Origin of the sequence: Paenibacillus sp. NAIST15-1 (assembly GCF_001894745.1) — a bacterium.
In the GTDB taxonomy this organism is placed as follows: Bacteria; Bacillota; Bacilli; order Paenibacillales; family Paenibacillaceae; genus Paenibacillus_B; species Paenibacillus_B suaedae.
In genome coordinates this window covers 276,366-301,839 of record NZ_BBYF01000005.1, presented here as the reverse complement: position 1 = coordinate 301,839, position 25,474 = coordinate 276,366, and the positions used below count along the sequence as shown (strand labels likewise).

Annotated in this window: 26 protein-coding genes and 1 pseudogene; 15 read left to right on the top strand and 12 right to left on the bottom strand. The window is 44.6% G+C overall.

From position 1 onward, the window contains the following. Positions 1-150 precede the first annotated feature (150 nt). The 6 genes from PBN151_RS14395 to PBN151_RS14370 all read left to right on the top strand — a co-directional run bounded on the left by PBN151_RS14395 (position 151) and on the right by PBN151_RS14370 (position 6,208). On the top strand, positions 151-1,125 hold the full coding sequence (locus tag PBN151_RS14395; protein ID WP_072729517.1) for a phosphotransferase enzyme family protein: 975 nt from the start codon (positions 151-153) through the stop codon (positions 1,123-1,125). A 207-nt stretch (positions 1,126-1,332) separates the two neighbouring features. Then, positions 1,333-2,103: an ANT(4')-I family aminoglycoside nucleotidyltransferase gene (locus PBN151_RS14390; protein ID WP_072729516.1), complete on the top strand. Its 771-nt coding sequence runs from the start codon at positions 1,333-1,335 to the stop codon at positions 2,101-2,103. A gap of 284 nt (positions 2,104-2,387) precedes the next feature. After that, a complete protein-coding gene (locus tag PBN151_RS14385) occupies positions 2,388-2,738 on the top strand; it encodes a hypothetical protein (RefSeq protein WP_072729515.1) in 351 nt (116 codons plus the stop codon). After that, entirely contained in the window at positions 2,693-3,508 is an 816-nt protein-coding gene (gene yidC / locus PBN151_RS14380; protein WP_072729514.1) for a membrane protein insertase YidC, read from the top strand. The genes PBN151_RS14385 and yidC overlap by 46 nt, the downstream gene beginning before the upstream one ends. 108 nt (positions 3,509-3,616) lie before the next feature. Next, complete coding sequence (locus PBN151_RS14375; RefSeq protein ID WP_072729513.1) at positions 3,617-4,546, top strand: aminoglycoside phosphotransferase family protein; 930 nt, start codon at positions 3,617-3,619, stop codon at positions 4,544-4,546. 207 nt (positions 4,547-4,753) lie between these two features. Beyond that, complete coding sequence (locus PBN151_RS14370; RefSeq protein WP_072729512.1) at positions 4,754-6,208, top strand: Msr family ABC-F type ribosomal protection protein; 1,455 nt, start codon at positions 4,754-4,756, stop codon at positions 6,206-6,208. A gap of 128 nt (positions 6,209-6,336) precedes the next feature. Here the strand turns inward: PBN151_RS14370 and PBN151_RS14365 are convergent, their stop codons facing one another. The 3 genes from PBN151_RS14365 to PBN151_RS14355 form a co-directional block, all read right to left on the bottom strand. Next, the gene (locus tag PBN151_RS14365) at positions 6,337-6,651 is read right to left on the bottom strand and encodes a DMT family transporter (protein WP_021255599.1); all 315 of its coding nucleotides are present in this window, start codon (positions 6,649-6,651) and stop codon (positions 6,337-6,339) included. A gap of 2 nt (positions 6,652-6,653) precedes the next feature. Further along, on the bottom strand, positions 6,654-7,001 hold the full coding sequence (locus tag PBN151_RS14360; RefSeq protein ID WP_370510422.1) for a DMT family transporter: 348 nt from the start codon (positions 6,999-7,001) through the stop codon (positions 6,654-6,656). 65 nt (positions 7,002-7,066) lie between these two features. Beyond that, positions 7,067-7,648, bottom strand: coding sequence for a TetR/AcrR family transcriptional regulator (locus PBN151_RS14355; protein WP_072729637.1), 582 nt, complete (start codon positions 7,646-7,648; stop codon positions 7,067-7,069). A 249-nt stretch (positions 7,649-7,897) separates the two neighbouring features. Here PBN151_RS14355 and PBN151_RS14350 point away from each other — a divergent pair, with 249 nt between their 5' ends. Further along, entirely contained in the window at positions 7,898-9,454 is a 1,557-nt protein-coding gene (locus tag PBN151_RS14350; RefSeq protein ID WP_072729510.1) for an ABC-F family ATP-binding cassette domain-containing protein, read from the top strand. A gap of 136 nt (positions 9,455-9,590) precedes the next feature. Here PBN151_RS14350 and PBN151_RS14345 read toward each other — a convergent pair whose 3' ends face one another. Both PBN151_RS14345 and PBN151_RS14340 read right to left on the bottom strand, forming a co-directional pair. After that, positions 9,591-10,835, bottom strand: coding sequence for a glycoside hydrolase family 19 protein (locus tag PBN151_RS14345; protein ID WP_072729509.1), 1,245 nt, complete (start codon positions 10,833-10,835; stop codon positions 9,591-9,593). A 179-nt stretch (positions 10,836-11,014) separates the two neighbouring features. After that, positions 11,015-11,671 (bottom strand): class I SAM-dependent methyltransferase, encoded by a 657-nt coding sequence (locus tag PBN151_RS14340; protein WP_072729508.1) that lies wholly within the window; start codon positions 11,669-11,671, stop codon positions 11,015-11,017. A 432-nt stretch (positions 11,672-12,103) separates the two neighbouring features. Here PBN151_RS14340 and PBN151_RS14335 point away from each other — a divergent pair, with 432 nt between their 5' ends. Further along, complete coding sequence (locus PBN151_RS14335; protein WP_227774676.1) at positions 12,104-13,570, top strand: 4-hydroxyphenylacetate 3-hydroxylase family protein; 1,467 nt, start codon at positions 12,104-12,106, stop codon at positions 13,568-13,570. 80 nt (positions 13,571-13,650) lie between these two features. Here the strand turns inward: PBN151_RS14335 and PBN151_RS14330 are convergent, their stop codons facing one another. Both PBN151_RS14330 and PBN151_RS14325 read right to left on the bottom strand, forming a co-directional pair. Then, the gene (locus PBN151_RS14330) at positions 13,651-14,046 is read right to left on the bottom strand and encodes a carboxymuconolactone decarboxylase family protein (protein ID WP_072729506.1); all 396 of its coding nucleotides are present in this window, start codon (positions 14,044-14,046) and stop codon (positions 13,651-13,653) included. A gap of 41 nt (positions 14,047-14,087) precedes the next feature. Next, positions 14,088-15,290: an MFS transporter gene (locus tag PBN151_RS14325; RefSeq protein WP_072729505.1), complete on the bottom strand. Its 1,203-nt coding sequence runs from the start codon at positions 15,288-15,290 to the stop codon at positions 14,088-14,090. 133 nt (positions 15,291-15,423) lie between these two features. Here PBN151_RS14325 and PBN151_RS14320 point away from each other — a divergent pair, with 133 nt between their 5' ends. Then, positions 15,424-16,305, top strand: coding sequence for a helix-turn-helix transcriptional regulator (locus tag PBN151_RS14320; protein WP_072729504.1), 882 nt, complete (start codon positions 15,424-15,426; stop codon positions 16,303-16,305). Positions 16,306-16,416: 111 nt separating this feature from the next. After that, positions 16,417-17,589, top strand: a complete 1,173-nt coding sequence (locus PBN151_RS14315) for a PQQ-like beta-propeller repeat protein (protein WP_227774674.1) — start codon at positions 16,417-16,419, stop codon at positions 17,587-17,589. A gap of 173 nt (positions 17,590-17,762) precedes the next feature. Here PBN151_RS14315 and PBN151_RS14310 read toward each other — a convergent pair whose 3' ends face one another. Next, the gene (locus PBN151_RS14310; RefSeq protein ID WP_072729503.1) at positions 17,763-18,971 is read right to left on the bottom strand and encodes an MFS transporter; all 1,209 of its coding nucleotides are present in this window, start codon (positions 18,969-18,971) and stop codon (positions 17,763-17,765) included. Between the two features lie 61 nt (positions 18,972-19,032). Further along, positions 19,033-19,578 (bottom strand): MarR family winged helix-turn-helix transcriptional regulator, encoded by a 546-nt coding sequence (locus PBN151_RS14305; RefSeq protein ID WP_227774672.1) that lies wholly within the window; start codon positions 19,576-19,578, stop codon positions 19,033-19,035. A gap of 343 nt (positions 19,579-19,921) precedes the next feature. Here PBN151_RS14305 and PBN151_RS14300 point away from each other — a divergent pair, with 343 nt between their 5' ends. From PBN151_RS14300 to PBN151_RS14290, 3 genes are all read left to right on the top strand, one after another. Further along, the gene (locus PBN151_RS14300) at positions 19,922-20,188 is read left to right on the top strand and encodes a CD3324 family protein (RefSeq protein ID WP_072729501.1); all 267 of its coding nucleotides are present in this window, start codon (positions 19,922-19,924) and stop codon (positions 20,186-20,188) included. A 312-nt stretch (positions 20,189-20,500) separates the two neighbouring features. Further along, positions 20,501-21,052, top strand: a complete 552-nt coding sequence (locus tag PBN151_RS14295; protein WP_072729500.1) for a GNAT family N-acetyltransferase — start codon at positions 20,501-20,503, stop codon at positions 21,050-21,052. A 207-nt stretch (positions 21,053-21,259) separates the two neighbouring features. Then, on the top strand, positions 21,260-21,781 hold the full coding sequence (locus PBN151_RS14290) for a GNAT family N-acetyltransferase (RefSeq protein WP_072729499.1): 522 nt from the start codon (positions 21,260-21,262) through the stop codon (positions 21,779-21,781). Positions 21,782-22,029: 248 nt separating this feature from the next. On the opposite strand, the gene PBN151_RS14285 is transcribed toward PBN151_RS14290, so the two are convergent. Beyond that, a complete protein-coding gene (locus PBN151_RS14285; protein ID WP_021255616.1) occupies positions 22,030-22,215 on the bottom strand; it encodes a small acid-soluble spore protein H in 186 nt (61 codons plus the stop codon). Positions 22,216-22,290: 75 nt separating this feature from the next. Further along, the gene (locus PBN151_RS14280; RefSeq protein ID WP_065290771.1) at positions 22,291-22,605 is read right to left on the bottom strand and encodes a DUF1904 family protein; all 315 of its coding nucleotides are present in this window, start codon (positions 22,603-22,605) and stop codon (positions 22,291-22,293) included. A 245-nt stretch (positions 22,606-22,850) separates the two neighbouring features. Between PBN151_RS14280 and PBN151_RS32290 the strand changes: the two genes are divergently transcribed. Together PBN151_RS32290 and PBN151_RS14270 are read left to right on the top strand one after the other, a co-directional pair. After that, a complete protein-coding gene (locus tag PBN151_RS32290) occupies positions 22,851-22,985 on the top strand; it encodes a hypothetical protein (RefSeq protein ID WP_265332096.1) in 135 nt (44 codons plus the stop codon). Positions 22,986-23,109: 124 nt separating this feature from the next. Beyond that, positions 23,110-23,725 (top strand): annotated as a pseudogene (locus PBN151_RS14270) (HD domain-containing protein). A gap of 203 nt (positions 23,726-23,928) precedes the next feature. Here the strand turns inward: PBN151_RS14270 and PBN151_RS14265 are convergent. After that, positions 23,929-25,473 (bottom strand): flavocytochrome c, encoded by a 1,545-nt coding sequence (locus PBN151_RS14265; protein WP_072729498.1) that lies wholly within the window; start codon positions 25,471-25,473, stop codon positions 23,929-23,931. Between the last annotated feature and the right edge of the window lies 1 nt (position 25,474).

Genomic DNA, 25,474 nt, shown 5'->3' with positions numbered 1-25,474 from the left:
GCTAGTTTAAGCGAGCAATAATAATGATAACCGTGCTATAAACATCTTTGGATTTTCATAGTGTTGTAGACAATCCCAACATTAGGAAGTAGACTGCTTATATAGTATTTTGGACATGTCTACTTATTCATCGATGAGAGGAAATTGAAGATGACAGATGAACAATTACATCACATTCTACACTGTTTTCGCTTCCATAAGCCAGAAATCACTTTCCTGAGGCATAATGAGAATCGGACATATAAAGTGAGCGACGCTGACGGCAGAACTTATGTCCTACGTGTTCATCAGCCGTTTAAAGAAAGTATGACAGGCTTGCAACATACTTATGAAGGTTTGCTAGGTGAACTGCTCATGCTGGAAGCCTTGGCGAAGGAGAGCAGCCTGCTGGTGCAATCGCCGCTGCGCAATCGAGATGGGGAATTGATTACCGTCATCGAACATGAAGGGCAGCGATTGAACTGTTCGGTTCTAACATGGCTGGAAGGTAGGGATCTTCAGAAAGAAGACGTTCAGAAGCCAGAATTGGTCAAGCTGCTCGGATCTCAAGTTGCTAAACTCCATGAATTTTACCGTCAGTATCCGCGCGATCGGGTAAAGAATCGACCAGAGCAAGGGATTGCATATAATGTTGGCTTGATTTCAACAATACATAAAGGGTTGGAACTCGGTTTATTTGTGCCTTCAGATGTCGCAATCATCGAGAAATGCATTCATCTTATCAACGATAAACTTGAGCAATTCGGAACCGAGGATAGATGGGGACTTATTCACGGTGATTTAGGTTTTGGTAATATGATTATCTCTCCTGATGGTCAATTAAGCTTTATTGACTTCGGATTCTTTGGCCCGGGATACGATTGGACAGACATCTCCATGGGGGCGATGATGGCTCCCGCAGCACACAGAGATATATTCCTAGAGGGATATTACGGAACTGCGAACATAGATGCGGACGAGCTTGTTCTCATCGAAGGCATGATGCTGATTTCGATTATCGGATATTACGCGTTTCAAATGGGGAACGAGTCCGTACATAATTGGATGCGGGAGAAAATGCCGAAGTTTTGTGTTGATCATTGTTTGCCATTCCTAGCAGGAGAGCGAATATTTTATCAGGTATAGGGTAATTATGTCACGTCGAGTCCTTATATTTTTCTTAGAGGATTGATAAGATAGAGGAAGATCATTTATTTCATGAAAATCAATAAGAGTAAGAGGAGGAGGAGCTCCTATGCACGCGAAGAAAGTCCCCCGTTAAGCCCGAGGCCCTCCATTCATGAATCTGTATCCACTCATTCCAATTACACAAACTAAGGGAGAGATACACAAATGACCATGAATGGACCAGTTGAAATTTCAAGACAAGAAAGACTGGCAACCTGTTGTGAACTTGCCGACCGCTTGCAGAAGGTTTATGGTGAGCAAATTATTGCAATCGGAGTGTACGGCTCCGTATCCCGAGGCACGGACGGTCCTTATTCGGACATTGAGATGTTCTGTGTGCTGAAGAACGCAGATGAAGAGGTAGACTTCAGTTACGAATGGTCATCCGGGCCTTGGAAGGCCGAAGTGAATGTACGAAGTGCAAGTGTGGTTCTGAACGATGCCGCCACAGTGGAAGGGGACTGGCCATTAACACACGGGCCGTTCTTCTCACCACTAAGCCTCTATGATCCGGATGGATTTTTTTCTAAGCTGAAGGAAGCGGCACAATTACCCTCAAGTGTGGATTTCTCGAATGCAATTCATGAAGTGCTCGTGGGAGAAATGTATGAATTCATTGGAAAGCTCCGGAATGCAAATCGAACCGGCACACAAAGCTATCTTCCTTACTTAGCTATGCAATTTGCCAAGTACGGCGCCATGTTAATCGGTCTTCACAATCGGAAGCTGTATTCGACAGGAGCTAGGGTACTTCCAGAATCATTAGAGCTGCCAGAGCGCCCAGATGGCTATGACGCGGTCGCCAATATGGTCATGTCTGGTCAGTTGTCTGAACCGGATCGAATTATTGATGCGTGCGAACAGTTCTGGAATGGACTCGTCTCATGGGCTGAAGAGCATGGTTACAAGATTCATTCGGAACGTATTCCATTCTAAGAAATCTTGGCGGCGTTACATGGCGATTGATGACCTGATCATCAAATCACAATCATGTACACAAGCTCTGCTCTAAGCAGGGCTTTTTTTATAATTCAACAGGTGGTAAGCAAATGTACCGTGATAATTCGATCATAAAAAGAAGATGATTCCGCCTGTTTTTGAGATTCATACTCGTTTTCGGGTTTGAATCCAACTGTTTGATTTTTCCTATAAATGAAACTTGTCTCACCATTTGAGATATGTGATACTATTGTTAACTGCAAAAAAGGGAGGTGAATGCATTGCTGTTGGAACTCCAGGATCTGATGTCTTCTGATTTGATTCCGTATTTTATCTCGATCGGTCTAATATGCTCACTGACGTATGCTTACGTTGCACATCTGTATGTCGCAGTCGATCGCTTCTTAGTCCCTGCATACAGAGGCCGAGTCGCGATTGTTCCTCATCAGGAACGGATCGTCGGTCGGACAGAGATACATCACTGGCTAACCAGAAGCGTGAAGCGAAAAGAAGCGCCGGATGGAGATTCAGGAGACTGCCGTTCCTTGATTGGAATCAGAACGTTACCCAATCAAGGAGGACGATTATGGAGCAGTTCAATGTATTCACCTACAAGCGAAAGTTCATTCTAATCGGGGCACTGGTGCTCCTAGTGCTATTAAGCGGATGCGGGGTAAGCGGGCCTAATGCGACCGTTGATGCTAATACGCCAGGCTTTTTTAATCATTACATTGTGTATCCGTTTGTGTATCTGATTCAACATTTTGCGGCATTTTTCGGTGGAAGCTATGGCCTGGCATTGATTTTGCTCACGCTGCTCGTACGATTAGCGCTGATGCCGCTCATGATGAGACAGTATCGCAATCAGCAGAAGATGAAACAGAAGATGGACGTATTGCAGCCTGAGTTGAAGCTTCTTCAAGATGCATATAAGGATAAGAAGGATGCGGAATCAAAAGCAAAGATGCAGCAAGAGATGATGCAATTGTATCAGAAGCATCAGGTGAATCCGCTGGCAATGGGCTGCTTGCCGCTGCTTATTCAGCTGCCTATCTTGTCCGGATTGTATTATGCCATTAAGTTCACACCGGAAGTAGCTGCACACTCGTTCCTATGGTTCCAGCTCGGACGACCAGACGTTGTGCTCCCACTGCTCGTTGGGATCATCTACTTCTTTCAATATAAGGCTACACAAATCGGCATGGATCCGATGCAGAGCAAGCAGTTTGCATTTATGGGATACTTGTCTCCCATTATGATGACCGTGTTTTCCCTGACCACTCCCGCAGTCATACCGATGTATTGGTGTGTAGGCGGCGTGTTCGTTATTCTGCAAACACTGCTTGCGAAGAAGTTGTATCGGACGAAGATAGAACCAGCCGCAACCGTTAGCAACAATTAAAAAGCGTAACAACAAAGCAATCAAAGCTGTCCTGAATGAATTCGTGGGGCAGCTTTTTATCTACTTGAAAATGGATAAAGAGGTATTTAGACAATGGAGGGAATGGGTATGGAGTACCAATCTAGCATATTTACGCAGGAGCAAATCGAAACTATCGTGAAGCGATTTGGAAATACATTTTATGAACAGATGCTGCGCCATCTCGATGATTATGCCGAGAAGTGGTCGTTGTCCTCATTGCAGCTAATCCCATCCTTTTCTGCAAACATAGTGTTCACTTGCTATTCGGATCAGGTTGGGCATGCGGTATTGAAAATAGGAGAACCATCGGAAACGATATGGACGGAAGTTTCAACGATGCGTCTATATAATGGTCAGCGATTCTGTAAGGTGTACGAGGCGGATATTGAAAATGGCGTTATTCTTCTTGAGCTTCTTCAGCCGGGTACTCCGTTACGCGACGAGCAATCCTTACAACGGAGATTAGACATATTCTGTTCCTTATATTCGAATCTACATATCGCGGCTGTTGAGGCGGAAAAGTTCCCAACCTATATCGGTTGGGTTGAGCGGATAACAGATTACATGAACCAGCGCAACGATTGCCCTGAATTATCTAGACATATGCAGCGTGCAAGAGATATTTGCTTGTCCATTGCTTCATCCTATTCGCAAAATCTGCTGCTGCACGGCGATCTTCATCATGATAATATGCTGCTCAGCAGCGATGGGGAATACGTGATCATCGACCCGAAGGGTGTGATCGGTGATCCTATATTCGATATTCCTCGATTTATTTTAAATGAGTTCGACAACGAAATAACTTCAGCATGCTATGAGAAGATAGATGGTATCATGATCACGCTGGCACGCAGGCTATCGATTCCGCATCCTATGATTAGGAAGTGCTTATATGTAGAAACGGCAATGGGAATGTGTTGGTGTGTAGAAGACGGTTCGACACCTGAGGAATATACTGCCCTTGTCCAAAAAGTAGCCTTTGCCGAGGCAATCATGAACGAGCAAGGTACCTGGTAAGAATGATTGATGCAGCGAACCAACTGCTATATGATTGAAATGGAGTCAAATAGGCTCCCATGCTTTTACGCGAGGCAGGAGGGAAGATACATGCAGTTTTTATTGTTCTATTAATACGGGCTTCTTCTTAACCAGATAGAAGCTCGTATCGTAACCATTCCTATGGCTATCGATACGAAATGATGATATTTCGGAGGTAGCAAATAGATGGAACATATTTGTTTTGAACTCGAAAACGTCGAAGTGACGTATTTAGATAAAGAGATACTCAAGATTGCCCGGTTAGCTGTACATCAGTTTGACCGCATTGGCATCGTTGGCAAGAACGGGGCAGGGAAGAGCACGCTTCTGAGGTTGATTGCAGGTACTGTTCAACCCACGAGCGGGAACGTGAAGCGGCATGTCGAGTATGGCTTGTTTGAGCAAATGGAGGCGCCTGCAGATGCTGAAGCAGATCCAGCGTTACTAGGCAGATTGGCGGTTCCGAATCGTACTGAGGGTTTAAGCGGCGGGGAGCAGACAAGGCTGAAACTAGCGCACATGCTGACTCATTATTATGAAGCACTGCTCATCGATGAGCCAACAACCCATTTAGATCAAGCGGGCATTGCGTTCCTGCTCGATGAGCTTCGCTATTACTACGGAGCGCTTGTCCTGATCAGTCATGATCGTGCCGTACTGGATGAGCTCGTCACGACGATTTGGGAAGTGCATGAAGGCAAGGTGCGTGTGTATTCAGGGAACTACAGCGATTACGTCGAGGCGAAGCGCCTGGAGCGCGAACAGCAGATGCAAGCACACGAGCAGTTTATCAAGGAGAAAAACCGCCTAGAAAAAGCTGCACAAGAGAAAATGAAGAAAGCCGAAAAGATTGCGCAAGCAGGCAGTATGTCTAAGAAAGAGTCGAAGGCATTAGCAAACCGCATGTTCGAAACCAAATCGAAAGGCACCAGTCAAAAAGCAGTCCATCGTGCCGCTCGCGCTATTGAACATCGTATGGAAAAGCTTCAAGAAGTAGAGGCCGTGCAGGAAGAGAGACAGATCGTGTTTCGCCAAGCGAAAACAGTAGAATTGCACAATAAGTTTCCCATTATGGCGGACAGACTCACGCTCCAATTGGGTGACACTGTATTACTTAAAGATGTAAATTTCCAGCTCCCTCTGGGGAAGAAAATAGCGATTACGGGTGCAAATGGAAGCGGAAAAAGCTCTCTGTTAGCACAAATAGCAAATGCGGGGGCAGGCTTAACCATTTCCCCAAAAGCGAAAATAGGCTGGTTCCGTCAAATGAGTTATCACTATACAAGCAATGAGTCCGTGCTGCAATTCGTCAAAAATCGTTCCGACTATGAGGAAGGTTTTTTGCGAGGTGTGCTGCATGCTATGCAGTTCGTCGGGACTGACATTCAGAAGAGTGTCCGATCCTTAAGCGGTGGGGAAGCGATTCGTCTCCAGCTGTGCCAGCTATTCCTAGGGGAATATAACATACTATTGTTGGACGAGCCGACCAACTTTTTAGATATTCATGCTATAGAAGCATTGGAGCGGTTCATTGCCGCATATGAGGGAACGATCATCTTCGTGTCTCATGACAAGAAGTTCGTGGAGCATGCCGCGGATGTACACTTCCATCTCTCGGATCGCAAATTGCATTTAATGTAAACGTAGTTAAGCATCCAAAATAAGCCGCCAAGTTCGACTTGGCGGCTGTTATCTTTTCAGCTGTGTCCTCAGTTATGCGTTCAGCATTCCTGCGAAGCACAGCGTGCATAGAAAGCACGCATAGCTCATCAGGACAAAGCTTTCAGACCCGTAACCCCAATAATAATGGCGATGAGGCTCACGATACGTGCTGGGCTTTTGCTTTCACCGAAGAAAATCATATTGAGAAGCACGGCTCCAGCAGTACCAATGCCGACCCATACTGCATAGCTGACACTAACCTGAAGATATAGGAATGAAGTATAGAGTAGGGCAAAAGAAGCTCCGAATCCACCTAAGAAGATCACTCCATTTTGCAGCGTTTTATGCTGGGAATACTTCTTAAGCCCGACTACACCGACCATTTCACACATTGCCGCTAGGAAAACAAACAGCCATCCCATCGTTACGCAACTCCTTTCTGTTTATGATCCGTGGCAGCTTGATCTGCCAATTTAAGTCCGATAACGCCTGCAACAAGCACGATCATAAAACCAATTTTGCCTATGCTAAGACTCCCGCCGAAGAACAATACATCCATCAGTGCCGTACCGACTGTCCCTGCACCTGCGAAGATCGCATATACGGTACCGGTAGGTAGCTTCTCACAAGCCTTAGCCAAGAAATGAAAATCAACAGCAATAATTCCGAGAATAATGGCCCAATGCCACCACGATGAGGCCATATTAAAGCCGTATACCCACAGCAGCTCGAACAGGCAAGTGAGCATCACATACATCCATGAACGATTCATGATAACACCTCTCTTAATATGAATGACATTCAGTCATTTTGTAGACAAAAAGATAGGCCCTTGTGCTACAGGACCTGAATCCCTAGTGCGTGAGTGACGAAGGCGTATACTTCCTCCGCTTGCGCTTGTATTTCTGATTCATCCGCTTGATCGAACAGATACACTTGCTCAGCTGCGGATTCAATGGCCCCAATCACAATTCGCGCCGTTCTAGCAGTGTTGAGCGATTTCCGGATTGATCCGTTAGCTTGAGCCCTATCGAGCAGTGCAGTAACCCAGTCATAATAAGGCTTATAAATGGATTCCCATTCCTTAAGATGCTCACTGGAGGCTAATCCTGCATACAGCAGCGCTAGTTGCTCTCGGCCATCATGATGAAGCTGGAATACCGTTGCAATAAAGGACTTGATCTGATCCCGAAATGGGGCATCCTGATCTACTGAGCTCTGGAGCGCTTCTATAATCTTCTGCACCATGACTTCTGCAATAGAAGGCATGACAGCCAGCTTAGAAGGGAAGTAAAGATAAAATGTGCCCTGTGCAATCCCGGCTCCCTTCACGATATCAGATACCTTCGTCTTTTCGATGCCTTTGCTGCACAATACTTCGATAGCCGCACGAACAATACGTTCCTTTTTGTCTTCGATGAGTATGACCTCCTCTAACTCGATCACAAATGACTGACTATCATTCATTTTATAGGAGAAGACGAACTGTTGTCAAATGAACAAACATGCTTATACAATATACGCTAGCAACAATCAATTTCATGCAAATATCGGCAAAAAGGCACAATACATTCTTTAAAATTGAAGAAACCTATTTTACGCTTACTTTTAAGCTCGATAACGTTTATAATATATCGAGTACAAAGACTATAAGAAAAGGTGTCATGAATGAGCATATTAAACGTAGAACGACTCAGCCACGGCTTTGGAGACCGTGCGATCTTCAAGGACGTATCCTTCCGCCTGCTCAAGGGCGAGCACATTGGACTGATTGGCGCCAATGGAGAAGGCAAGTCCACTTTTATGAATATTATTACTGGCAAACTACAGCCGGATGAAGGCAAGGTTGAATGGTCCAAGCGCGTGCGCGTCGGCTACCTCGATCAGCATGCCGTACTTAGCAAAGGTTTGACAATTCGTGATGTATTGAGAAGCGCGTTCCAATATTTATTTGATATGGAACAAGAAATGAACGACATGTATGGCAAAATGGGTGACGTAACGCCGGAGGAACTGGAGAAGCTTCTAGAGGAAGTCGGTACGATTCAAGACACACTTACGAATCAAGACTTCTACTTGATCGATGCGAAGGTCGAGGAGACTGCTCGAGGACTTGGCTTGGTTGATATTGGCCTGGACAAAGACGTACATGACTTGAGTGGCGGTCAGCGTACAAAGGTGCTGCTCGCAAAGCTATTGCTTGAGAAGCCAGACATCCTGCTCTTGGACGAGCCTACGAACTATTTGGATGAACAGCATATCGAATGGCTGAAGCGTTATCTGCTAGCGTACGAGAATGCGTTCATTCTCATCTCGCACGATATTCCGTTCTTGAATAGCGTTATTAACCTGATCTACCATATGGAGAACCAGGAGCTTAACCGCTACGTGGGCGACTATGACAAGTTCCAGGAAGTCTATGAAATGAAGAAGCAGCAGCTGGAATCTGCCTATAAGCGCCAACAGCAGGAAATTGCTGACCTGAAAGACTTCGTTGCACGCAATAAAGCAAGCGTCGCGACACGCAACATGGCGATGTCCCGTCAGAAGAAGCTCGACAAGATGGAAGTGATTGAACTAGCGAAGGAGAAGCCGAAGCCGCAGTTCAACTTCAAGGATTCCCGCGCTTCCAGCAAGCTTGTATTCGAGACAAAAGACTTGGTTATTGGTTACAATGAGCCATTGTCCCGTCCATTGAACCTCCGTATGGAGCGCGGCCAAAAGATCGCCTTCGTCGGTGCGAACGGTATCGGTAAGACGACATTGCTTCGCAGCATCTTGGGCGAAATTCCTGCAATCTCGGGCTCTGTAGAGAAAGGTGACAACCTGGACATCGGGTACTTCGAACAGGAAGTCAAAGACGCGAATTACAATACATGTATCGAAGAGATCTGGAAAGAGTTCCCTTCCTTTACACAATTCGAAGTTCGTGCAGCACTGGCGAAATGCGGACTGACAACGAAGCATATCGAAAGTAAAATTGCGGTGCTAAGTGGTGGGGAAAAGGCGAAAGTTCGCTTGTGCAAGCTCATTAACGTGGAGACAAACTTGCTCGTACTCGATGAGCCGACGAACCACTTGGATGTCGATGCGAAGGAAGAGTTGAAGCGTGCCCTTAAAGCGTACAAAGGCAGCGTTCTGCTTATTTCCCACGAACCTGAATTCTATCGCGATATCGTGACAGAGACATGGAACTGTGAATCTTGGACGACAAAAGTATTTTAATTGAATATGTAAAAAAAACGACTCTGTTACCACGGAGTCGTTTTTTTGTACATGAACACAGACTGACTAAGTTCATTTAATATGGCCGTTCCGTACCTGTTTGAAGAAAAGTTTGTTATGCACATCAGTTCCAAATCTAACACCTGAGATTGTTTCCCGTTGAGATACCGAGCAAATTAGCGAAGATCGTAAAGAAGTTGACCCGATTTTCAACCGCCGCTGGATTTGAGCCGTTACATTCCTGTGTCCCGTTAATGGAACGAATGGTCTCCCCGTAGCCTGCTCCGTTGACAATTGCATTATGCGGAGTCATAGTCCCTGCTCCGTTCTGTGTGTTCCAGAACCACAAGGCTGTTTTCCATGCTACCGAGGAATCCTGCGCGACCAAATCTGGATTGGTCAGAAGCGGAAGTCCCAATGCAGCGCCAGCAGCACCATAGTTGTAGTTCCAGCTTATTTGGAGCGGGCCTCTTCCATAGTACTGCTTTCCAGGAGCACATGGATACTGAACATTATTGTTATTGCAATAAAACGGATAATTTGCCGTATCCAACTCAACGATGTATTTTAAATGTCCCGTTTCTTGGGCTACATTTCCTAGAAAAGCTGCTGCCTCTTGTTTTTTGAGTGCGTCGCTTCCTGTATTGGCAAAGGCAGGGTAGGAGGACAGAGCGGATACTAAACCAGAATAAGTATAGAATGGATTGCGGTTAGGGAACATTTGATTGAATTGAGCCTCGGTAACGACAAAGCCGCCACCAGTACCTCCAGAAACAGGCTTGCAAGTTTTACTGGAGCTTTGCGGGGAAGAAGTAACGGGAGTTGTCGTGTCATTTTGCGCGGCAACCGTATACGTATAGGTTGTTCCGTTCGTCAACCCTGTATCGGAAAAGGACAAAGCGCTGATCCATTTATACCAATCGCCGTTGCGATAGACGTCGTAGCCTGTAGCGCCATTGATAGCATTCCAGCTTAAGCTGCAGGTTCCATTCGATGCACTTACCGATAAAGTAGGAGCTGGCAATGTGCTGCCGCCTGAGGCGGTTGGCGTGCAAGCTTTGCTGGCGCTATGCGGGGATGTCTCTACCGGACTAGTCTTGTCATTTTGCGCAGCAACCGCATACGTATAGGTTGATCCATTGGTCAATCCCGTATCAGAGTAGGACAACGTATTTGTCCATTTATACCAATTGCCGTTGCGATAGATATCATACCCTGTAGCTCCGCTAATCGCATTCCAGCTCAAGGCACAAGCTGCATTCGAAGAACTAACCGTTAACGATGGGGAAGTTAAAGCAGCAAAGGCAGTAAGAGGAGATACAAGAACGGTTACTATCACAATTGCTAGCATGAATACTCTCTTATCGATCATCTTTTTCATAGAAAGCCTCCTTATAGTAAAGTAAGAAGAAATAGAATCAAACAATTGGTCATCCTTGTACATAGCCTCTGATTCGAAGGAGTCGATTTAACATGGGAATGTGATAGAATGAATACTTCTTTTTCAATAGAGGAGATTAGATCAATTTTCATACATGTTGTGGAAATAAGTTGAGGCCATTAAACTGACGGCTTCTGTGCACGATAGGAGCGCAGCGTACCGAATATGGTCGCAAACTGACCGGTTTGCTCCACATTCTCAAATCCACATTCCTGGTACAATTCAGGAAGAATACCGTGGACATGATCCCGGGTCGTTGTGAAGCCATCCAGCCATTGAATCGGGTAAAAGGCAAGACGCATCAAACTGTTTTGCGGTTTATCAAAATCAATGATGTTAATCGTCCCGCCAGGACGCAAGGTGCGATGCAGCTCTTCTATCGTTCGACGCTTCATATCGAGGGTCAGATGGTGGAAAAAGAGACTTGAAAAAACGTGATCCAAATGGGCATCTGGAAAAGGGAGATCCGTGGACATTCCTTGCTGAAACTCAATATCCACCTTATTCTGTACTGCCTTATTCTTCGCAATCGCCAATATTTCTGGATCAGCATCAAGCCCTATAATTTCAGCTTCCCCCTGCGTTTGCTTCAACATTAACGTCAATGTGCCCGTTCCACAAGCCAAATCGAGAATACGTTGAGCTGGCTTCACATTCCCTTGCTGAACCAAATGGGTCTTGAACTTGTTCTCTTTCATCCCCCATTTTAACACCGGATCATATATAGGGGTTAACCAATGGAACTTCATAGCCGGAATATACCCTTTTTGTGTCATGAATGCACAGCCCCTTTACTCCTTAGTTCGAATGCAGAAGTATGTAAGATGTGTAATGTGGGATTCATCATATGTTATTCTTATTCTCTGTACTATACTAACATATAAGGGTAAATATGTCAGGACATTAGTATTAACCTCCATTGAAAAGTTCATATATATGACCTGGTACGACACGGTTATCCCGCTTATATCCAATGTCCTGAATCCATGGAGGAATTTGAATTCGTCATGCAGATTCCATCTGAAGAGAAGCCGCGGTTCATGATCGGTGACAACGGAACATGTATATATACCGATCCACGACAGACGATGAGTAGTATTTGAATTGGTATTGTTATTGATACTTGCCAATATGGCTTGTGCTTCGGGTGTTCGCCCATTTCCAATTCGCCCTGTATGGAATAATGTATCCATAACAACGCAGCGGCGATGGAGGCGGATTCAATGCCCGTGAAGAGCGGCAAGGAATATATAGAACGGATTAACAACAATCTCCCCGATGTTAGAATCGCAGGGAGGAGGGTAAGTGGGGAAATTTCCGAACACGAAGCCTTCAAGGGACTTGTGGCTACACAAGCGAACATGTATGACATGCAGGTTGCCGAGGAATTGAAGGGACGCCTCGTATATTCTTCCCCCTCAACAGGCGATCCAGTAGGTCTTTCCTACATGCAGCCGAGGACGATGAAGGATCTCGTACAGCGGAGAACCATGATGGAGACATGGGCGAGTGTCCATCACGGATTCCTCGGTCGTGCTCCCGATTATATGAACACAGCCATTATGGCCTATGCATCTGCTGCGGGGGTACTTGAAGAAGAATATCCTGCGTATGCATCCAACTTGAAACGGTATTATGAGTATTGCCGCGAGAACGATATCACTCTCTCTCATGTATTCATTCAGCCTAAGGCAGCTAGAATATCTACCTTTCTCCGTACCTTCAAAGAACCGGAAGCTGCCCGTATCGTGGATAAAAATAAGGATGGGATCGTTGTTCGCGGGGCGTTTCTATTGGATACACAGGGAGCAACCTCAGATGAAATACTCGTATATCCAACTCCTTTCTCTTGGACTGAAACGGAAGACAATCCTTATTCATTCGTATTTGCGGTTCCAAGTAACCTAGAGGGCATCCGTTTTATATGCAGAGAAAGCTTCTCAGCAGGCGATTCTTCCTATGATTACCCGCTTAGTTCCCGATTTGAAGAGATGGATACGCTTGTCGTGTTCGATGATGTTACTGTCCCATGGGATCGGGTATTTGTATGCGGGGACGAGAGGATGGCGTCTCGGCTCATGACGGAAAGTCATTTCCACGTTTATGCCGGCACTCAAATCATTTGCAAAAATATTGCAAAAACGGAGTTCATGCTCGGTACGATCGAAATGCTGGTCGAAGCCACAGGGATTAATAACCATGAACATATTATTGAAAAGGTTACAGAAGTTATTGTAGCCGTGGAGACGCTCAAGGCTTTCCAACTTGCAGCCGAGAAGGGAGCAGCTAAGGACAGGTGGGGCAGTATGCTTCCTAATCGCAAGCCGATTATTGCCGCCAATGTATATTATCAGAAGATGTATCCTCGTATCATTGAAATCATCCAATTGATCGGCGCCAGCAATTTAATTATGATTCCACAAGAGAGGGACTTCAACACCGATATTCGCGATCAGCTAGATCGTTACATGAAGGGTATCGATCTGGATGCCAAGAAGAGCGTGCAATTGGCGCGATTGGCATGGGAGCTGAGCGTCAGCTCATTCGGCGGGAGGCAGTCTGTCTATGAGCGCTTCTTCTTTGGCAACAGCACAGTTGTAAATAACCGGATGTATGCCGAATACCAAGATAGTCGAGCTAAATATGCAGATCAGGTCAACCGCTTTTTGACATAATTCCTTGAATGTTAATGCTCCCTGAGTACCTTGCCATCACAAGCCAAGAACCCAGGGAATATAGATTTCGTATTGAATTCCTACTTAGCAGCTGCTCTTCGTTCTTCAAAGACTTCCGCTGCTACCTTGAAGATCGTGTTCAGGGCATGTGGAAATCCGGCATAAATGATCATCTGCATAATTACTTCAACGATCTCTTCCTCTGTCCATCCAACGTTGAGCGCTCCATTGATATAAAATTTGAGCTGCGTAGTGTTGCCTAATGCAGTCAAACCTGCCACCGCAGCAAGCAGTCGCGATTTCAAATCGAGCCCTGGTCGCGAAAAGATCTGTCCATAATTAAATTCTACAGCAAGTCGTCCTAAGTCCGGAGCAGGCGAATCCTTGAAGCTGTTTACAATGGCCTCAACATGATCTTTGTCGATACGTGCCAAGATGTCCAAGCCTTTTTGATAGTGGTCTTCACAGCGTGACATGATGAAATTTCCCCTTTGTAAAAAATTCACTTTCCATTTGCTCAACCGTTAGATGTTCCAAATGAGTTCCCTCTGTCAATCAGACCGATGGAAGAGATGAGGAGCATAGAGAGTCCTGTGACACAGACTCCTACCCATTGCCAATGGCTCCATGCAAGCAAACCCAAGTAAGAGCCTAGAGCCCCTCCCAAAAACGTTGCAACCATATATAGTCCATTCAGACGATTGCGAGCTTCGGAAGACTGTTCGAAAAGACGTGCCTGACAAGCCACCTGATTCGCTTGCGTACCAATCGTTAGCAAGAAAGCGGCGAACACGAGTACCAGCAGACTTTCTCCCCATAACAGAAGCAGCAAGTAAGAGAACAGAGCAGCAGCCGTACATACTCTTCCAGCAAACACAGCTCCCATGCGATCGATCACTCTCCCGACGAGGGGAGTTGCGAACGCGCCTCCAATCCCAACCAGACCGACCATACCTACTGCACCAGAACCTAAGGAGTAGGCAGGCGAGGCAAGCAGCAAGGCTAACGTTGTCCAAAAAACACTAAATGCTCCAAATACGAATGCTTGACTTATACATGTCTTGCGCAGTACTTGCTCCTTCCGAATCAATGGAAGAAGAGAGGCGATTAACGCTCGATATGTCATCTCTGCTCGGCCATAACTGCGTGGGAACAAGCTGCGAACGAGTATCATCAGACCGATCATGCAGCCAAATGATATCCAGTACATGACTCTCCAGCCATAGATAGCGTCTATCCATCCACTAACGAACCTGGCACCCAATATTCCGCACACTAACCCGATTGCCACATTTCCGAGCACTCTCCCTCGCTGTTCCGCTATGACCAGAGAAGCCGCCATCGGAACGACAACTTGTGGGATAACAGTGGTTATTCCGATAACCAAATGAATGCTTATTAACCAGTTCATATTCGGGGATACCGCAGCTGCCGCTAAGGAGATACTCACGATCCCGAGAAGGACAAGCATAAGACGCCGTCTCTCTACCATATCAGCAAGCGGAACTAAGAACAGATTGCCCAGTGCATAGCCTACTTGCGCCAATGTTGCAACCCAGCCAATTTGAGTAATCGTCCCTCCGAACGTCTGGGCCATACTGGCAAGCAAGGTTTGGCTCACATACACATTGGCGACCGTAAAGCCGCATGTTAATGCCATTAAGAACAATAATCCTCTTGTTAGCTGTGGATGATGCACATCTGGTAAAGTACGATTCATTGTTTCAATCACCTCCGTTCTTCTTAGTTGAGTTACTTCTATCCGCAGTGATAGAATAAGGGTATTTTCCTGATCCAAATAGGTTCCTGTTAATCATAGTATTGAGAGTAATAGGTATAGGAGTTGAGATAGCTTGGATAAGAAGAGCGAACAGGGGCGACGCCAAGAATTAGGGGACTTTCTCAAATCACGGCGCAATCGCCTGCAGCCTGCCGATTATGGTCTGCCGATCGGAACGAGACGCAAAGCGAAGGGGCTTCGCAGGGAAGAGCTAGCACAATTAGCTGGCATCGGCCTATCGTGGTATACATGGCTGGAGCAGGGAAGAGAAATCAATGTCTCCCAAGACGTATTAGAGAGCTTAGCTCGGGTGATGCGATTAAGCGCGGAAGAGAAGAATCATCTGTTTCTACTTGCTCTTCAGCAGCCTCCGGCAGCGAATAAGCCGGAAACGATTCGTGCGGATGTTCAAACTGTTGTGCAGCATTTTCTAGATCATTGGGCAGATTGTCCTGCATACGTAACCGATCATAAATGGGATGTGTTGGCTTGGAACCGCGCTGCATGTGCGGTATTTGGCGATTTTTCCGCCATGAATGGGAAAGAGCGAAATGCGGTATGGCGTTGTTTTCGCTCAGCTTCTTACCGAGAGCTGCTGGTCGATTGGGAAGGTCACGCGAAGCGGCTGCTTGCTTCATTCCGATCTACCAGCACATGTTACGTAGGGGAGGATTGGTACCAGGAGCTTGTCCAAGAATTAATCAAGCATAGTAAGGAGTTCCAGCAATGGTGGCCTCGCCATGACATCATGGGAACCCCGATTGGCACCAAAGCATTGCTCCACCCAAAGGCAGGGCTAATGATGATGGAACATATCACGTTCCAGGTATATGATGCTCCGGATCTGAAGGTGACATTGTACCGGCCGCTTCCTGACAACAACACAGTGGTGACACTCGCCAAACTGCTTGAGGAATATCAGGATACAAACAGCCTGACTGCAAATAGCAGTTGAACATTTACCTGACAGACTTTATTTTTCCTGAAAATTTGAAGCGTCCGTGTTAAAATATTACATGTTCATTTATTCATGCAGTTACATACATTACAGGAGTGATGAAACATCATGTTGTCGAACAAAAGGATCAAAAGATGGAGCAGTGCCTTGTTGGCAGTTGTATTGTGCTTGAGTGCTGTAACTAGTGTCTCAGCTAGTCGTACAAGCAAACCGCTGCCAAAGCCAAGTTGGCAAAAAGACTTGTCTGAGGTAAATCAATTTATTGAGGCTCCATATCATTTTCCGAGCACGAAGACCGTGTATTTGGCTTCAAATACTTATATCGCCTCACAAACGAAAGTATGGGAAGCAGGTGTTGTCACTGCCGTAGATGAGAGCAGCGGCAAGCCGAAATGGTCCTTCACATTCTATCAAAAAGGAACACCTTATCCATGGAATACGAAGATTGCTTATAGCAAGTTAGGCTCGGTGTATGCCCTCGTAAAAGATGGTCAAGGAACGAAATTATTCTCCGTGAATGCCTCTGGCAAAAGCAATTGGATCATCCCTGTTCCAAATGCCGAAGACGTGCATGTGATGAATGATGGTACGATTCTATTAATCGACCCGGATAGAAAGGTTACACCTTCAGCCAAAAGCAAACCTCGTGCATATGCCTATAGTGCAAACGGCAAAAAACTTGCTGAGCTATCACTGGGACAAATGTATTCCGTAATTGGCGGTCAATATGTTGTGTCCCAAATAGGAGAGATCGGCAAGTCCAATTTAGCGGTGTATGGTTCGAAATTAAACAAGCTATTCACTTATAACCTCCCTAGCGGCGCGGTTACCTATGTGAATGAGGCGACTTGGGTCATTAACAACGGCGATATTCTGCTTCGTGTGAATGTGCCGAAGAGCGGAAATAAGTTAATCGCGATGAACGCTAAAGGGAAAACATTATGGGGACGCAGCATTCCAGGAAATGCACGAGTTCAATCCATCGGTCAGAACTATGTTGTGTACGCGGATGGGGTAATGAGCTTGTTCAATGCCCAAGGACTTGTCACGAAAGCCGAAGTGAAAGTGGATCTCCCGATAGCCATTATTTACGAAACACCAGATCAGCAAATCGAGATACATACAGAGAATGCGAAAAAGGTGCTGAATGCCAAGACCTTGCAAACGATGTATGAGTATCCTAATGATCAAGACAGACAGAAGTATCATTATGCAGGCAATGGATATCTGTACTCGATTAGCCAAGGGAATCAGCTAGCCCAATATAAATTGCAAAAATAACACAATGAATGGGGTTGTCTCAAAAGGATAGGATCAAATGAGTCAGTCCCATAAGATGTGCAAAGACGCTTCCAAAACCACTGAATATGTGGGGATGAAAGCGTCTTTTTCCTTGCATGCTCCTATCAATGCGGAGGCTTCAAATTTAATATTGACCTATGAGACTGTCCCAATTAATCATTGCTTTGGCCATTGAGCTTCAATTGCGATTTGCGATTCCATAGGGTTGACATCACAAGCGCAGCAAGCAGGATTACTGCTGCGAACATGTATGGCGCATTAATGTTCAGGTCGAATAAGAAGCCGCCTATGGCCGGCCCAGCAATAATGCCTAAGCTTGTGTAGGTGGAGTTCATTCCTGCGACGAAGCCTTGATTTTCTCCAGCCATTTTCGAGAGTAAGGAAGTGACGGCTGGACGAAGAATATCACAAGCGAAGAAGACAATGCTCGTCACGACCATTATAGCTAAATAACTGCTTACGAATACCGTGGCCATAATGAATAATGCCGCTATAACGAGGGAAGCGTGAATGATATTCTTCTCCCCAAATTTCGCCACCATCTTCTCAAATAACAGAATTTGCGCAACAACTCCTAGAATTGAGCCGATCGTAATAATGAATGCAATATCTTTGGCCGTAAATCCAAACTTTGCATCAACGAACAGGCTGAACATCATCTCGTATGCTGCCAATCCAAACGCGAGCACAAACACGATGAGGAACGGTACAAAATAGACGGACTGCACTGATTTTTTCATTTCAGCAAAGAAGTTGACGCGAATATGTTGTGCACGGTTTTTCTCCATTTGCTCCTGAGATAGCGATTCTTGCAGCAGGAAGATGGAGAAGATCGCCGCGATGAATGCAAAGGCTGCAGCGAAGAAGAAGGGGGCACGTATGCCTAATTCGGCAATGAAACCGCCTAGTCCCGGCCCGATAATGAAACCTGCACTAATAGCAGCAGCTTGATAACCTAATACCTTGGCTCTATTCTCAATTGACGTTCGATCTGCAATGTACGTAATAACGGCAGGCATAATGAATGCATCACTAATACCGCCTAATATTCGCGACGCAAATAGAACCCAAGCCTGCGTTCCAATGCCGAACAAGATCTCTGAAAACGAAAACAGACATAACCCGAATACGATCATTTTCTTTCTGCCCAGTGTTTCTACCATTACGCCGGTAAACGGGGAGGCGAGCAACTGAGCAAAAGCAAAGGCCGAAATCATATACCCGACCATTTGTCCGCTTAAGTGCATCTCCTTCGCAATGGACGGCATGACAGGTACGGCAAGACCAATACCGACGTAAGCAATAAATAAATTAAACAATACGAGTGCTAATGACATTTTTTCCTTTGTAACTGTACTCATGTTATTCCTCACTTATTCAATTTTCTGTCTATTCATGTTGTGTGATGATGTTTCATAACCGTTATTGTTCTTCATCAGACCCCGTTATCACCTGGTTGATCTTCTTCATCGTGTGAAGCATCTGTTCCAACTCCTCAAGCTCAATATGAGATGAGAACTTCTGTACAATCGACTCATCCGCTTTGTTAATGAGCTCCGCATAGTTTGTTCCTTCCTCTCCAAGAAGAATAAAGGATTCGCGCAGATTTTCTGGATTGCTCTCACGGATAATAAAGTGTCCAGCCTCCAATTTAGACAGCACCTGACTAACCGCGCTTTTGGAAATCGAAAATGCTTTTGCGATCTCATGAGCGGTCGTCCGCTCGTTTCGCATAATAAATAGCATCATATTTTCTTGTTGCACCGTTAATTGATAATCATCTATTTGTTTAGCTCCCTTGTTATAGACCGTGAAATAATCTTGAAAAGCATCATTGAGCTCGTTCATAACTCTCCGGTATTCCGCAATCATATCAATTCCCTCCATAGCGATAGTATTCACCTCATCCTCAACCAGAATCAATTCCGTTACGTTAGGATAAGTTCCTTTTAGTTTAGTTAAGTTCACTTAACTATATAGATAGAATACGCTATTGTCAATTCATTAATAGGGATAATCAATGAGGTTAAACGTCGATTCATGGAGTAAGCTTGCGATATCAACATAAGATTGAGGGTTTTTGTGGAAATAGATTCATGCTATACTGAATCCGTTACTATAGATAAGGAGGTTGAACCATGTTAAAAAACGAACTCGGGACATCGCTCTGTGCAAAGTCTTACCTATAAACAACGGCGGTTGTTTGTATAGAGCCAAGCACGCTTGAACCGCCTTCATCCGTGACGGTGAGATATGTTTATATTGAGACTTTGCCACCTTACTATCTAACTATATAAGGGGTAGAGTTATCATGAAATATGTCAACGCGGACATTTTACCACAAGAACTGCTAAAGGAAGTTCAAAAATATACGAATGGTGTCATGCTGTACATTCCGAAACGCGAGGAAGAACGCAAGGCATGGGGGACAAAATCCGGAAGCAGGAAGCTGCTGGCCTTTCGAAATCATGAGATTCGCAACAGATTTGCCGAAGGTGCAACAATCGAGCAGCTTATGGAGCACTATTTCCTGTCCTACGATAGTATTAAGAAAATCGTATATACCAAGTTAAAATAGATGATTCAATGCGCAAGCCACATCAGATTTCGATCTGATGTGGCTTTTTATGTGCAAAGAACGGTTTAGATTCATTTGCTGTCTATCGACTCGATTATCACATTGCTACAATCATTTACAGCAGTATCGTTCTTGCATGCTGCTAATGGATGTCCATTACGATGAACCGCTGCAGCCCGACTTGATTATAGACAAGGAGAATAACACCGTAGAAAGCTGCACAATGCATCAGCTAACTTTATCACCACTAGGTTCGCCCATCCATATGTGATCGGGAATTGATGCAGATTCATAGAAACGGAGAGGGTTCAAATGAAGATAGATGGAAAGCGTGTTCGTCTTTCAAGAGTTACTGCAGATGACTTAGATTTTATTTGTGGACTTGAGACGAACACCGGCATCTGGTTGTATGAAGAACAAGTTGAATCTGATAAAGAGAAAGTTAGGAACAAGTATCTTGAGCAGATGAATTCAACATCCCAATATAATTTTGTCATAAAGAAGGAAGCCGATGGAAAGTCAATTCCTGTTGGCTTAGCTCAAATTTGGAGTTACTCCGAACACCGAAAAAGTTGGGAACTCGGATTTGCGATAATTCCAGAATTCCAAGGACAGGGTTATGGTTACGAAGCCATAAATCTATTACTTGATTTCTCATTCCATCAATTACAAGCTCATAAAGTCGTTGGTATGTGTAATTGTCACAATATGAAATCCATGAACCTCATGGAGAAGTTAGGAATGAGAAGAGAAGGGACTTTCAAAGAGGAACTAATGTGGAAGAACCAATGGGTTGACCAGTATTTTTATTCAATACTCAATACCGAGTACATAAAAAAAGCGAACATCACGGTCCAACTGTAGATTTAAATATAAATTGCATTAACAAGATGGATTATGACAATTCAACAAACGGGCCATTTTGCGGAACAAGGGTTTGAAATCACAGGGGAAAAAGAGTTAGCTTTGTTGATTATTTTGTGTATCCTATTTTGAGAATTATGGAAAAGATATTCGGGATGTTTGAGGCCATGTGTGAAAGTGGCTTGTCTTAGGAGAGGAGATAAATAAATGATCGAATTACGAAAAATTACCGGAGATAACATAGATGAAGTAATAGCACTTGAAGTAGGAGAAAACCAGAAAGACTATATACAAACTACTAACCTCAGAAGCTTTGCAGACGCTCATATGTTGAACGCAGACGGGATACCAGCGACTCCCATTGCTATTTATGCCGATGGAGTTGCGGTTGGATTTTTGATGTATATTTATGATACGTTGGATCATGAATCATTTGAAAATGAAGTTTTTTACGGGAAGAAGAGCTATTTTATATGGCATATTATGATTGAAAAGAGTTATCAGGGGAAAGGATACGGCAAACTTGCCTTTGAAAAAATGTTGATGGATATTGAAAATAAGCCATATGGGGAAGCAGAATATGTAGCCCTCTTTTATCGAACAAGTAATGTCATAGCTAAAACATTATACGCTTCATTTGGTTTCGTAGATACAGGAATCATTCAGGATAATTCGATGTTGGCGATTAAAAATCTAGATAGGAAAATAACTGAATCCTTAGTAGAATAGGATCTATCGGAAAGAAATGTAAGATATCAACGTCTCGACCCATAATAAACATAAATATCCAGAAGTAAAAACCGATTTTGTTAACTCTGTCTTAGCAAAAATATAAAATTTATACCGCAATCGGGAGCGATTGTTTTATTCCAAACCAACATCATTCACAATAGAAACGTATTGGAACGATATGAAAAAAGTGCCCTCTTAATGAAGGCACTTTTTGTCATGTAGCCAGCAATCCGTCGAATTCCATTTTATCCAAGATGCTCAATCAAGTTAGCGAGTGGAACCTCTTGCTCCTGCTCTGGATCGTCAAGTGGATATATTCGAGCCGATTCGTTATCGGAATCTACATGCTGAATATACACTTGTCTACCGTTGTAGGTTACGTTAGCCAGCATTGGAGAGCCTGCGATCTCTTGTGCGCGTTGTGCATTCATGCCGATACCTCCTGCAATCATCATCTATACACTAGTGTGTGTAAATGAAATGGAAAATAATCGGCATGAAGCTAATCATCTCAATGGCTTGCCTTCTTTATAATAATAGTGCGGATCGAGGATGATGAAGAAAATGTGAACGCCTGGATATCCTCGCTCTCGCAACATATGGTCGATGCTGGCGGCAACGGCGTCATGTGTTTCCTTATCCCGTTGGAACATCATAATCTCGACCGAAAGCGGAGTGTTCGTTATAATATGAACGTTCAGTACTTCAATCTTGACCTTCTCCGGCTCCACGCGAACAATCGAGGCAAACTCCTCTACAATGTTTGGTGTAATCTCTTCCACGAAGGCATCTGGAAAGGCTTTAAATCGAATGTATGGCATATAAATCCCTTCAATCTGTTCTATTGTTCAATATTGTGATTTTAGGCGCAAATCGATGGAAAAGTCAATTCCCTTGTATCGAAACAATGCAAAATACCTATATTCAGCAGCGGGGGCGTAAATCCTTTTTCTTTCCTTGAAGAGTGAGGGGAGGAAGGAATCGCTGTGCTAACTGTCAAAGTTTATTTTGATTCAATTCAAGATATAGAACAACTATATCGAGCTATCCAGAAAGGATGATTGCCATGTCAGAGATGCAAGGAAATGCATTGAAGTCAAATGGCAATAAATTCGATGTCAATGAATGCGTCTCGATGCATCGCTCACCAGAAGAAGTGGATAGAGTAAATGCTCATTTATTTAATCCCATTAACAAATAAACATGACTCGCTTCGATCCTGTTTGAAAAAACAGGATCTTTTTATTACACTAAAGAGATCAATAGGCATAAAACATAGAATACAATGACGCAACGGGAGCGAAGATATGATGGAGAGACAGCCGATGAGAGATCATTTGGTGAATATACTTAATGTCATTAATCTTGGGGAGAAGTTAAAGTCTGACTGCGGCACAGCTGGCTATCGAACGGCAGACAGGAGAGCGTGGCGGAGCACTCGTGGAGAGTATCGCTCATGGCCATGCTGATTGAGCCGTATTTAGATCAAGAAATCGATACCGCCAAAATGCTGAAAATGATCATTATTCATGATTTAGTGGAAGCAGAAGCGAAAGATATTCCTGCATTCGATACAATGAACAACGAACAATTGCGAGAGCAAAAGGCTCAGAATGAAATGAAGGCCATACAACGAATTCGGGAAACACTGAAAGGGGATCTAGGGCGAGACGTATATGACCTGTGGATCGAATTTTAACATAAGCAAACGTATGAAGCCAAGGTTGCAAATGCTTTGGATAAAATCGAAGCTCAAATCCAACACAATGAGGCGGATATAAGCACATGGATTGAAATCGAATACGAGATGAGCTTTATGATGGGAAGCATACCGACTTTAGCCCTGTATTGTCCCAGTTGAAAGAACTCATTGAAGAGGAAGCAGAGGATAAACTACGACGTGCAGGTATTGATGTAGACAATCGCAAGAGTATGAAATGAACGGCGGCCAATTTCTAGCCGATTGGCAATTCAAATAGAGAGCGCGGGAAAATGAATATAACGCATATCTTCGGGGACTAAGGCTACAAGCTATTTTAATGGGATACAGATACACATCATCTAAAAATGACAATGACCCCGCCTAACGCCAATGCGTTGGTGGGGTCATCTTGTGGTGCATATTCACTTAAAAGCTTATTTGCTTACTTGATCGATTTGGCATATTCAGCGGATTTCGTACCCGCTTGACGACCGAAGATAATGATCTCCGCAACGGAGTTACCTCCGATTCGATTCTCGCCATGCAATCCGCCTGTCACTTCACCTGCAGCGAATAGTCCTGGGATAGGCTTGCCGCCCTTGTCCAGCACTTCTGTATTCGTGTTGATTTTTACGCCACCCATGGTGTAGTGAATCCCTGGGCCGATTTTAATCGCATAGAATGGGGCAGCTGACAATTCATGATCCATCCCCGTTTTTCTGTCGAACTCCGCGTCTTTCTTATTTTTCACCGCACTGTTCCACGTATCGAGCGTTTTTTGCAGCTCTTCAGCCGGTACCTTAATTTCTTCTGCCAGCGCCTTGATCGAGTCTTTTGTTTTGACAAAACCCATCTTTTCGTACTGTTCGATGGCTTTTGCTCTTGAGCGGACACCCGCGTCAAATATAAGGAACGCGTTTTTCTCTGGCAGCTTTGTAATCGCAGCCGTTACACTGTCTCGGGCAGCCATCTCGTTAACGAAACGCTTCCCTTTGCTCGTAACGAGAATCGCACCTTCGCCGCGCACAACTTCACCAATCAGGTAGGAGTTTTCCTGCTGTACAGTAGGATGCACCTGAATTTGCTTCAAATCAACCGTAGTTCCGCCCATTTTCTCAACCATAGAGATGCCATCACCTGTGCTTCCCGGTTGGTTCGTTGTGACATAGCCTTTCAGGTCGGGACGAACTTCAGCAATGCGATTCATGTTGGCTCCAAAACCACCAGCTGTTATGACAACCGATTTTGCTGCAATCGTTTTTTCTCCATGCTGGCTGAATCCAACCTTCACTCCCGTTGCTTTGCCATTTGAACTTGTAATTTCTTTAACATCCGCATTTACAAATACCGGGATGCCTTTTTCTTGTACATTTTTAAGCAATCCAGTCACGAGATACTGGCCCACGGCTGAACCGTCTTTGGGACGGTGTGTCCGCTTCTCGCTCATGCCCCCGGTAATCGTGATGTTGTTGAGTGTAATACCAATGGAGTCGAGCCAATCGATCGCTTTGGCCGAATTGTCTACGAAGAAGTGGAGCATATCTTTGTTGTTCGTGTTATGTCCACCCTTAAGCGTCTCTTCATAAAATAAGTCATTTTTATCAGAGATGCCTTGTTCCTTCTGGAACTTTGTTTCTGATGCATTCATACCCGAAGATGCTTTACTTGTATTGCCGCCTGCAACTGGCATTTTCTCAAGAATGACGGGATTCATGCCCGCCGCCTTCGCCTCAAGCGCGGCAGTCATGCCGGCACCACCCGCGCCAACGATGACGATATCGTAGCTATTCTTCAATTCCTCAAGCGGGGTATACTTCGCCACTGAAGCACCTGATGTGGCATCTTTTTCTCCCTTATCCTTCTCTTTTTGTACATTTTTGTTCTCGCCCGCATTAGTCTCGGGCTTCTTGCTTGCATTCCCACAGCCTGAAATCATAAGCAGCATAGAGAGCAAGAGAATCATGACAATGGTTGATTTTTTTTGCATG

Bases quoted from the DNA above. Each gene is read 5' to 3' on its own strand.
- PBN151_RS14395 (WP_072729517.1), top strand. From the start codon at position 151: ATGACAGATGAACAATTACATCACATTCTACACTGTTTTCGCTTCCAT.
- PBN151_RS14390 (WP_072729516.1), top strand. From the start codon at position 1,333: ATGACCATGAATGGACCAGTTGAAATTTCAAGACAAGAAAGACTGGCA.
- yidC (WP_072729514.1), top strand. From the start codon at position 2,693: ATGGAGCAGTTCAATGTATTCACCTACAAGCGAAAGTTCATTCTAATC.
- PBN151_RS14375 (WP_072729513.1), top strand. From the start codon at position 3,617: ATGGAGTACCAATCTAGCATATTTACGCAGGAGCAAATCGAAACTATC.
- PBN151_RS14370 (WP_072729512.1), top strand. From the start codon at position 4,754: ATGGAACATATTTGTTTTGAACTCGAAAACGTCGAAGTGACGTATTTA.
- PBN151_RS14365 (WP_021255599.1), bottom strand. From the start codon at position 6,651: ATGGGATGGCTGTTTGTTTTCCTAGCGGCAATGTGTGAAATGGTCGGT.
- PBN151_RS14360 (WP_370510422.1), bottom strand. From the start codon at position 7,001: ATGAATCGTTCATGGATGTATGTGATGCTCACTTGCCTGTTCGAGCTG.
- PBN151_RS14350 (WP_072729510.1), top strand. From the start codon at position 7,898: ATGAGCATATTAAACGTAGAACGACTCAGCCACGGCTTTGGAGACCGT.
- PBN151_RS14345 (WP_072729509.1), bottom strand. From the start codon at position 10,835: ATGAAAAAGATGATCGATAAGAGAGTATTCATGCTAGCAATTGTGATA.
- PBN151_RS14340 (WP_072729508.1), bottom strand. From the start codon at position 11,671: ATGACACAAAAAGGGTATATTCCGGCTATGAAGTTCCATTGGTTAACC.
- PBN151_RS14335 (WP_227774676.1), top strand. From the start codon at position 12,104: ATGGAGGCGGATTCAATGCCCGTGAAGAGCGGCAAGGAATATATAGAA.
- PBN151_RS14330 (WP_072729506.1), bottom strand. From the start codon at position 14,046: ATGTCACGCTGTGAAGACCACTATCAAAAAGGCTTGGACATCTTGGCA.
- PBN151_RS14325 (WP_072729505.1), bottom strand. From the start codon at position 15,290: ATGAATCGTACTTTACCAGATGTGCATCATCCACAGCTAACAAGAGGA.
- PBN151_RS14315 (WP_227774674.1), top strand. From the start codon at position 16,417: ATGTTGTCGAACAAAAGGATCAAAAGATGGAGCAGTGCCTTGTTGGCA.
- PBN151_RS14310 (WP_072729503.1), bottom strand. From the start codon at position 18,971: ATGAGTACAGTTACAAAGGAAAAAATGTCATTAGCACTCGTATTGTTT.
- PBN151_RS14300 (WP_072729501.1), top strand. From the start codon at position 19,922: ATGAAATATGTCAACGCGGACATTTTACCACAAGAACTGCTAAAGGAA.
- PBN151_RS14295 (WP_072729500.1), top strand. From the start codon at position 20,501: ATGAAGATAGATGGAAAGCGTGTTCGTCTTTCAAGAGTTACTGCAGAT.
- PBN151_RS14290 (WP_072729499.1), top strand. From the start codon at position 21,260: ATGATCGAATTACGAAAAATTACCGGAGATAACATAGATGAAGTAATA.
- PBN151_RS14285 (WP_021255616.1), bottom strand. From the start codon at position 22,215: ATGAATGCACAACGCGCACAAGAGATCGCAGGCTCTCCAATGCTGGCT.
- PBN151_RS14280 (WP_065290771.1), bottom strand. From the start codon at position 22,605: ATGCCATACATTCGATTTAAAGCCTTTCCAGATGCCTTCGTGGAAGAG.
- PBN151_RS32290 (WP_265332096.1), top strand. From the start codon at position 22,851: ATGTCAGAGATGCAAGGAAATGCATTGAAGTCAAATGGCAATAAATTC.
- PBN151_RS14265 (WP_072729498.1), bottom strand. From the start codon at position 25,473: ATGCAAAAAAAATCAACCATTGTCATGATTCTCTTGCTCTCTATGCTG.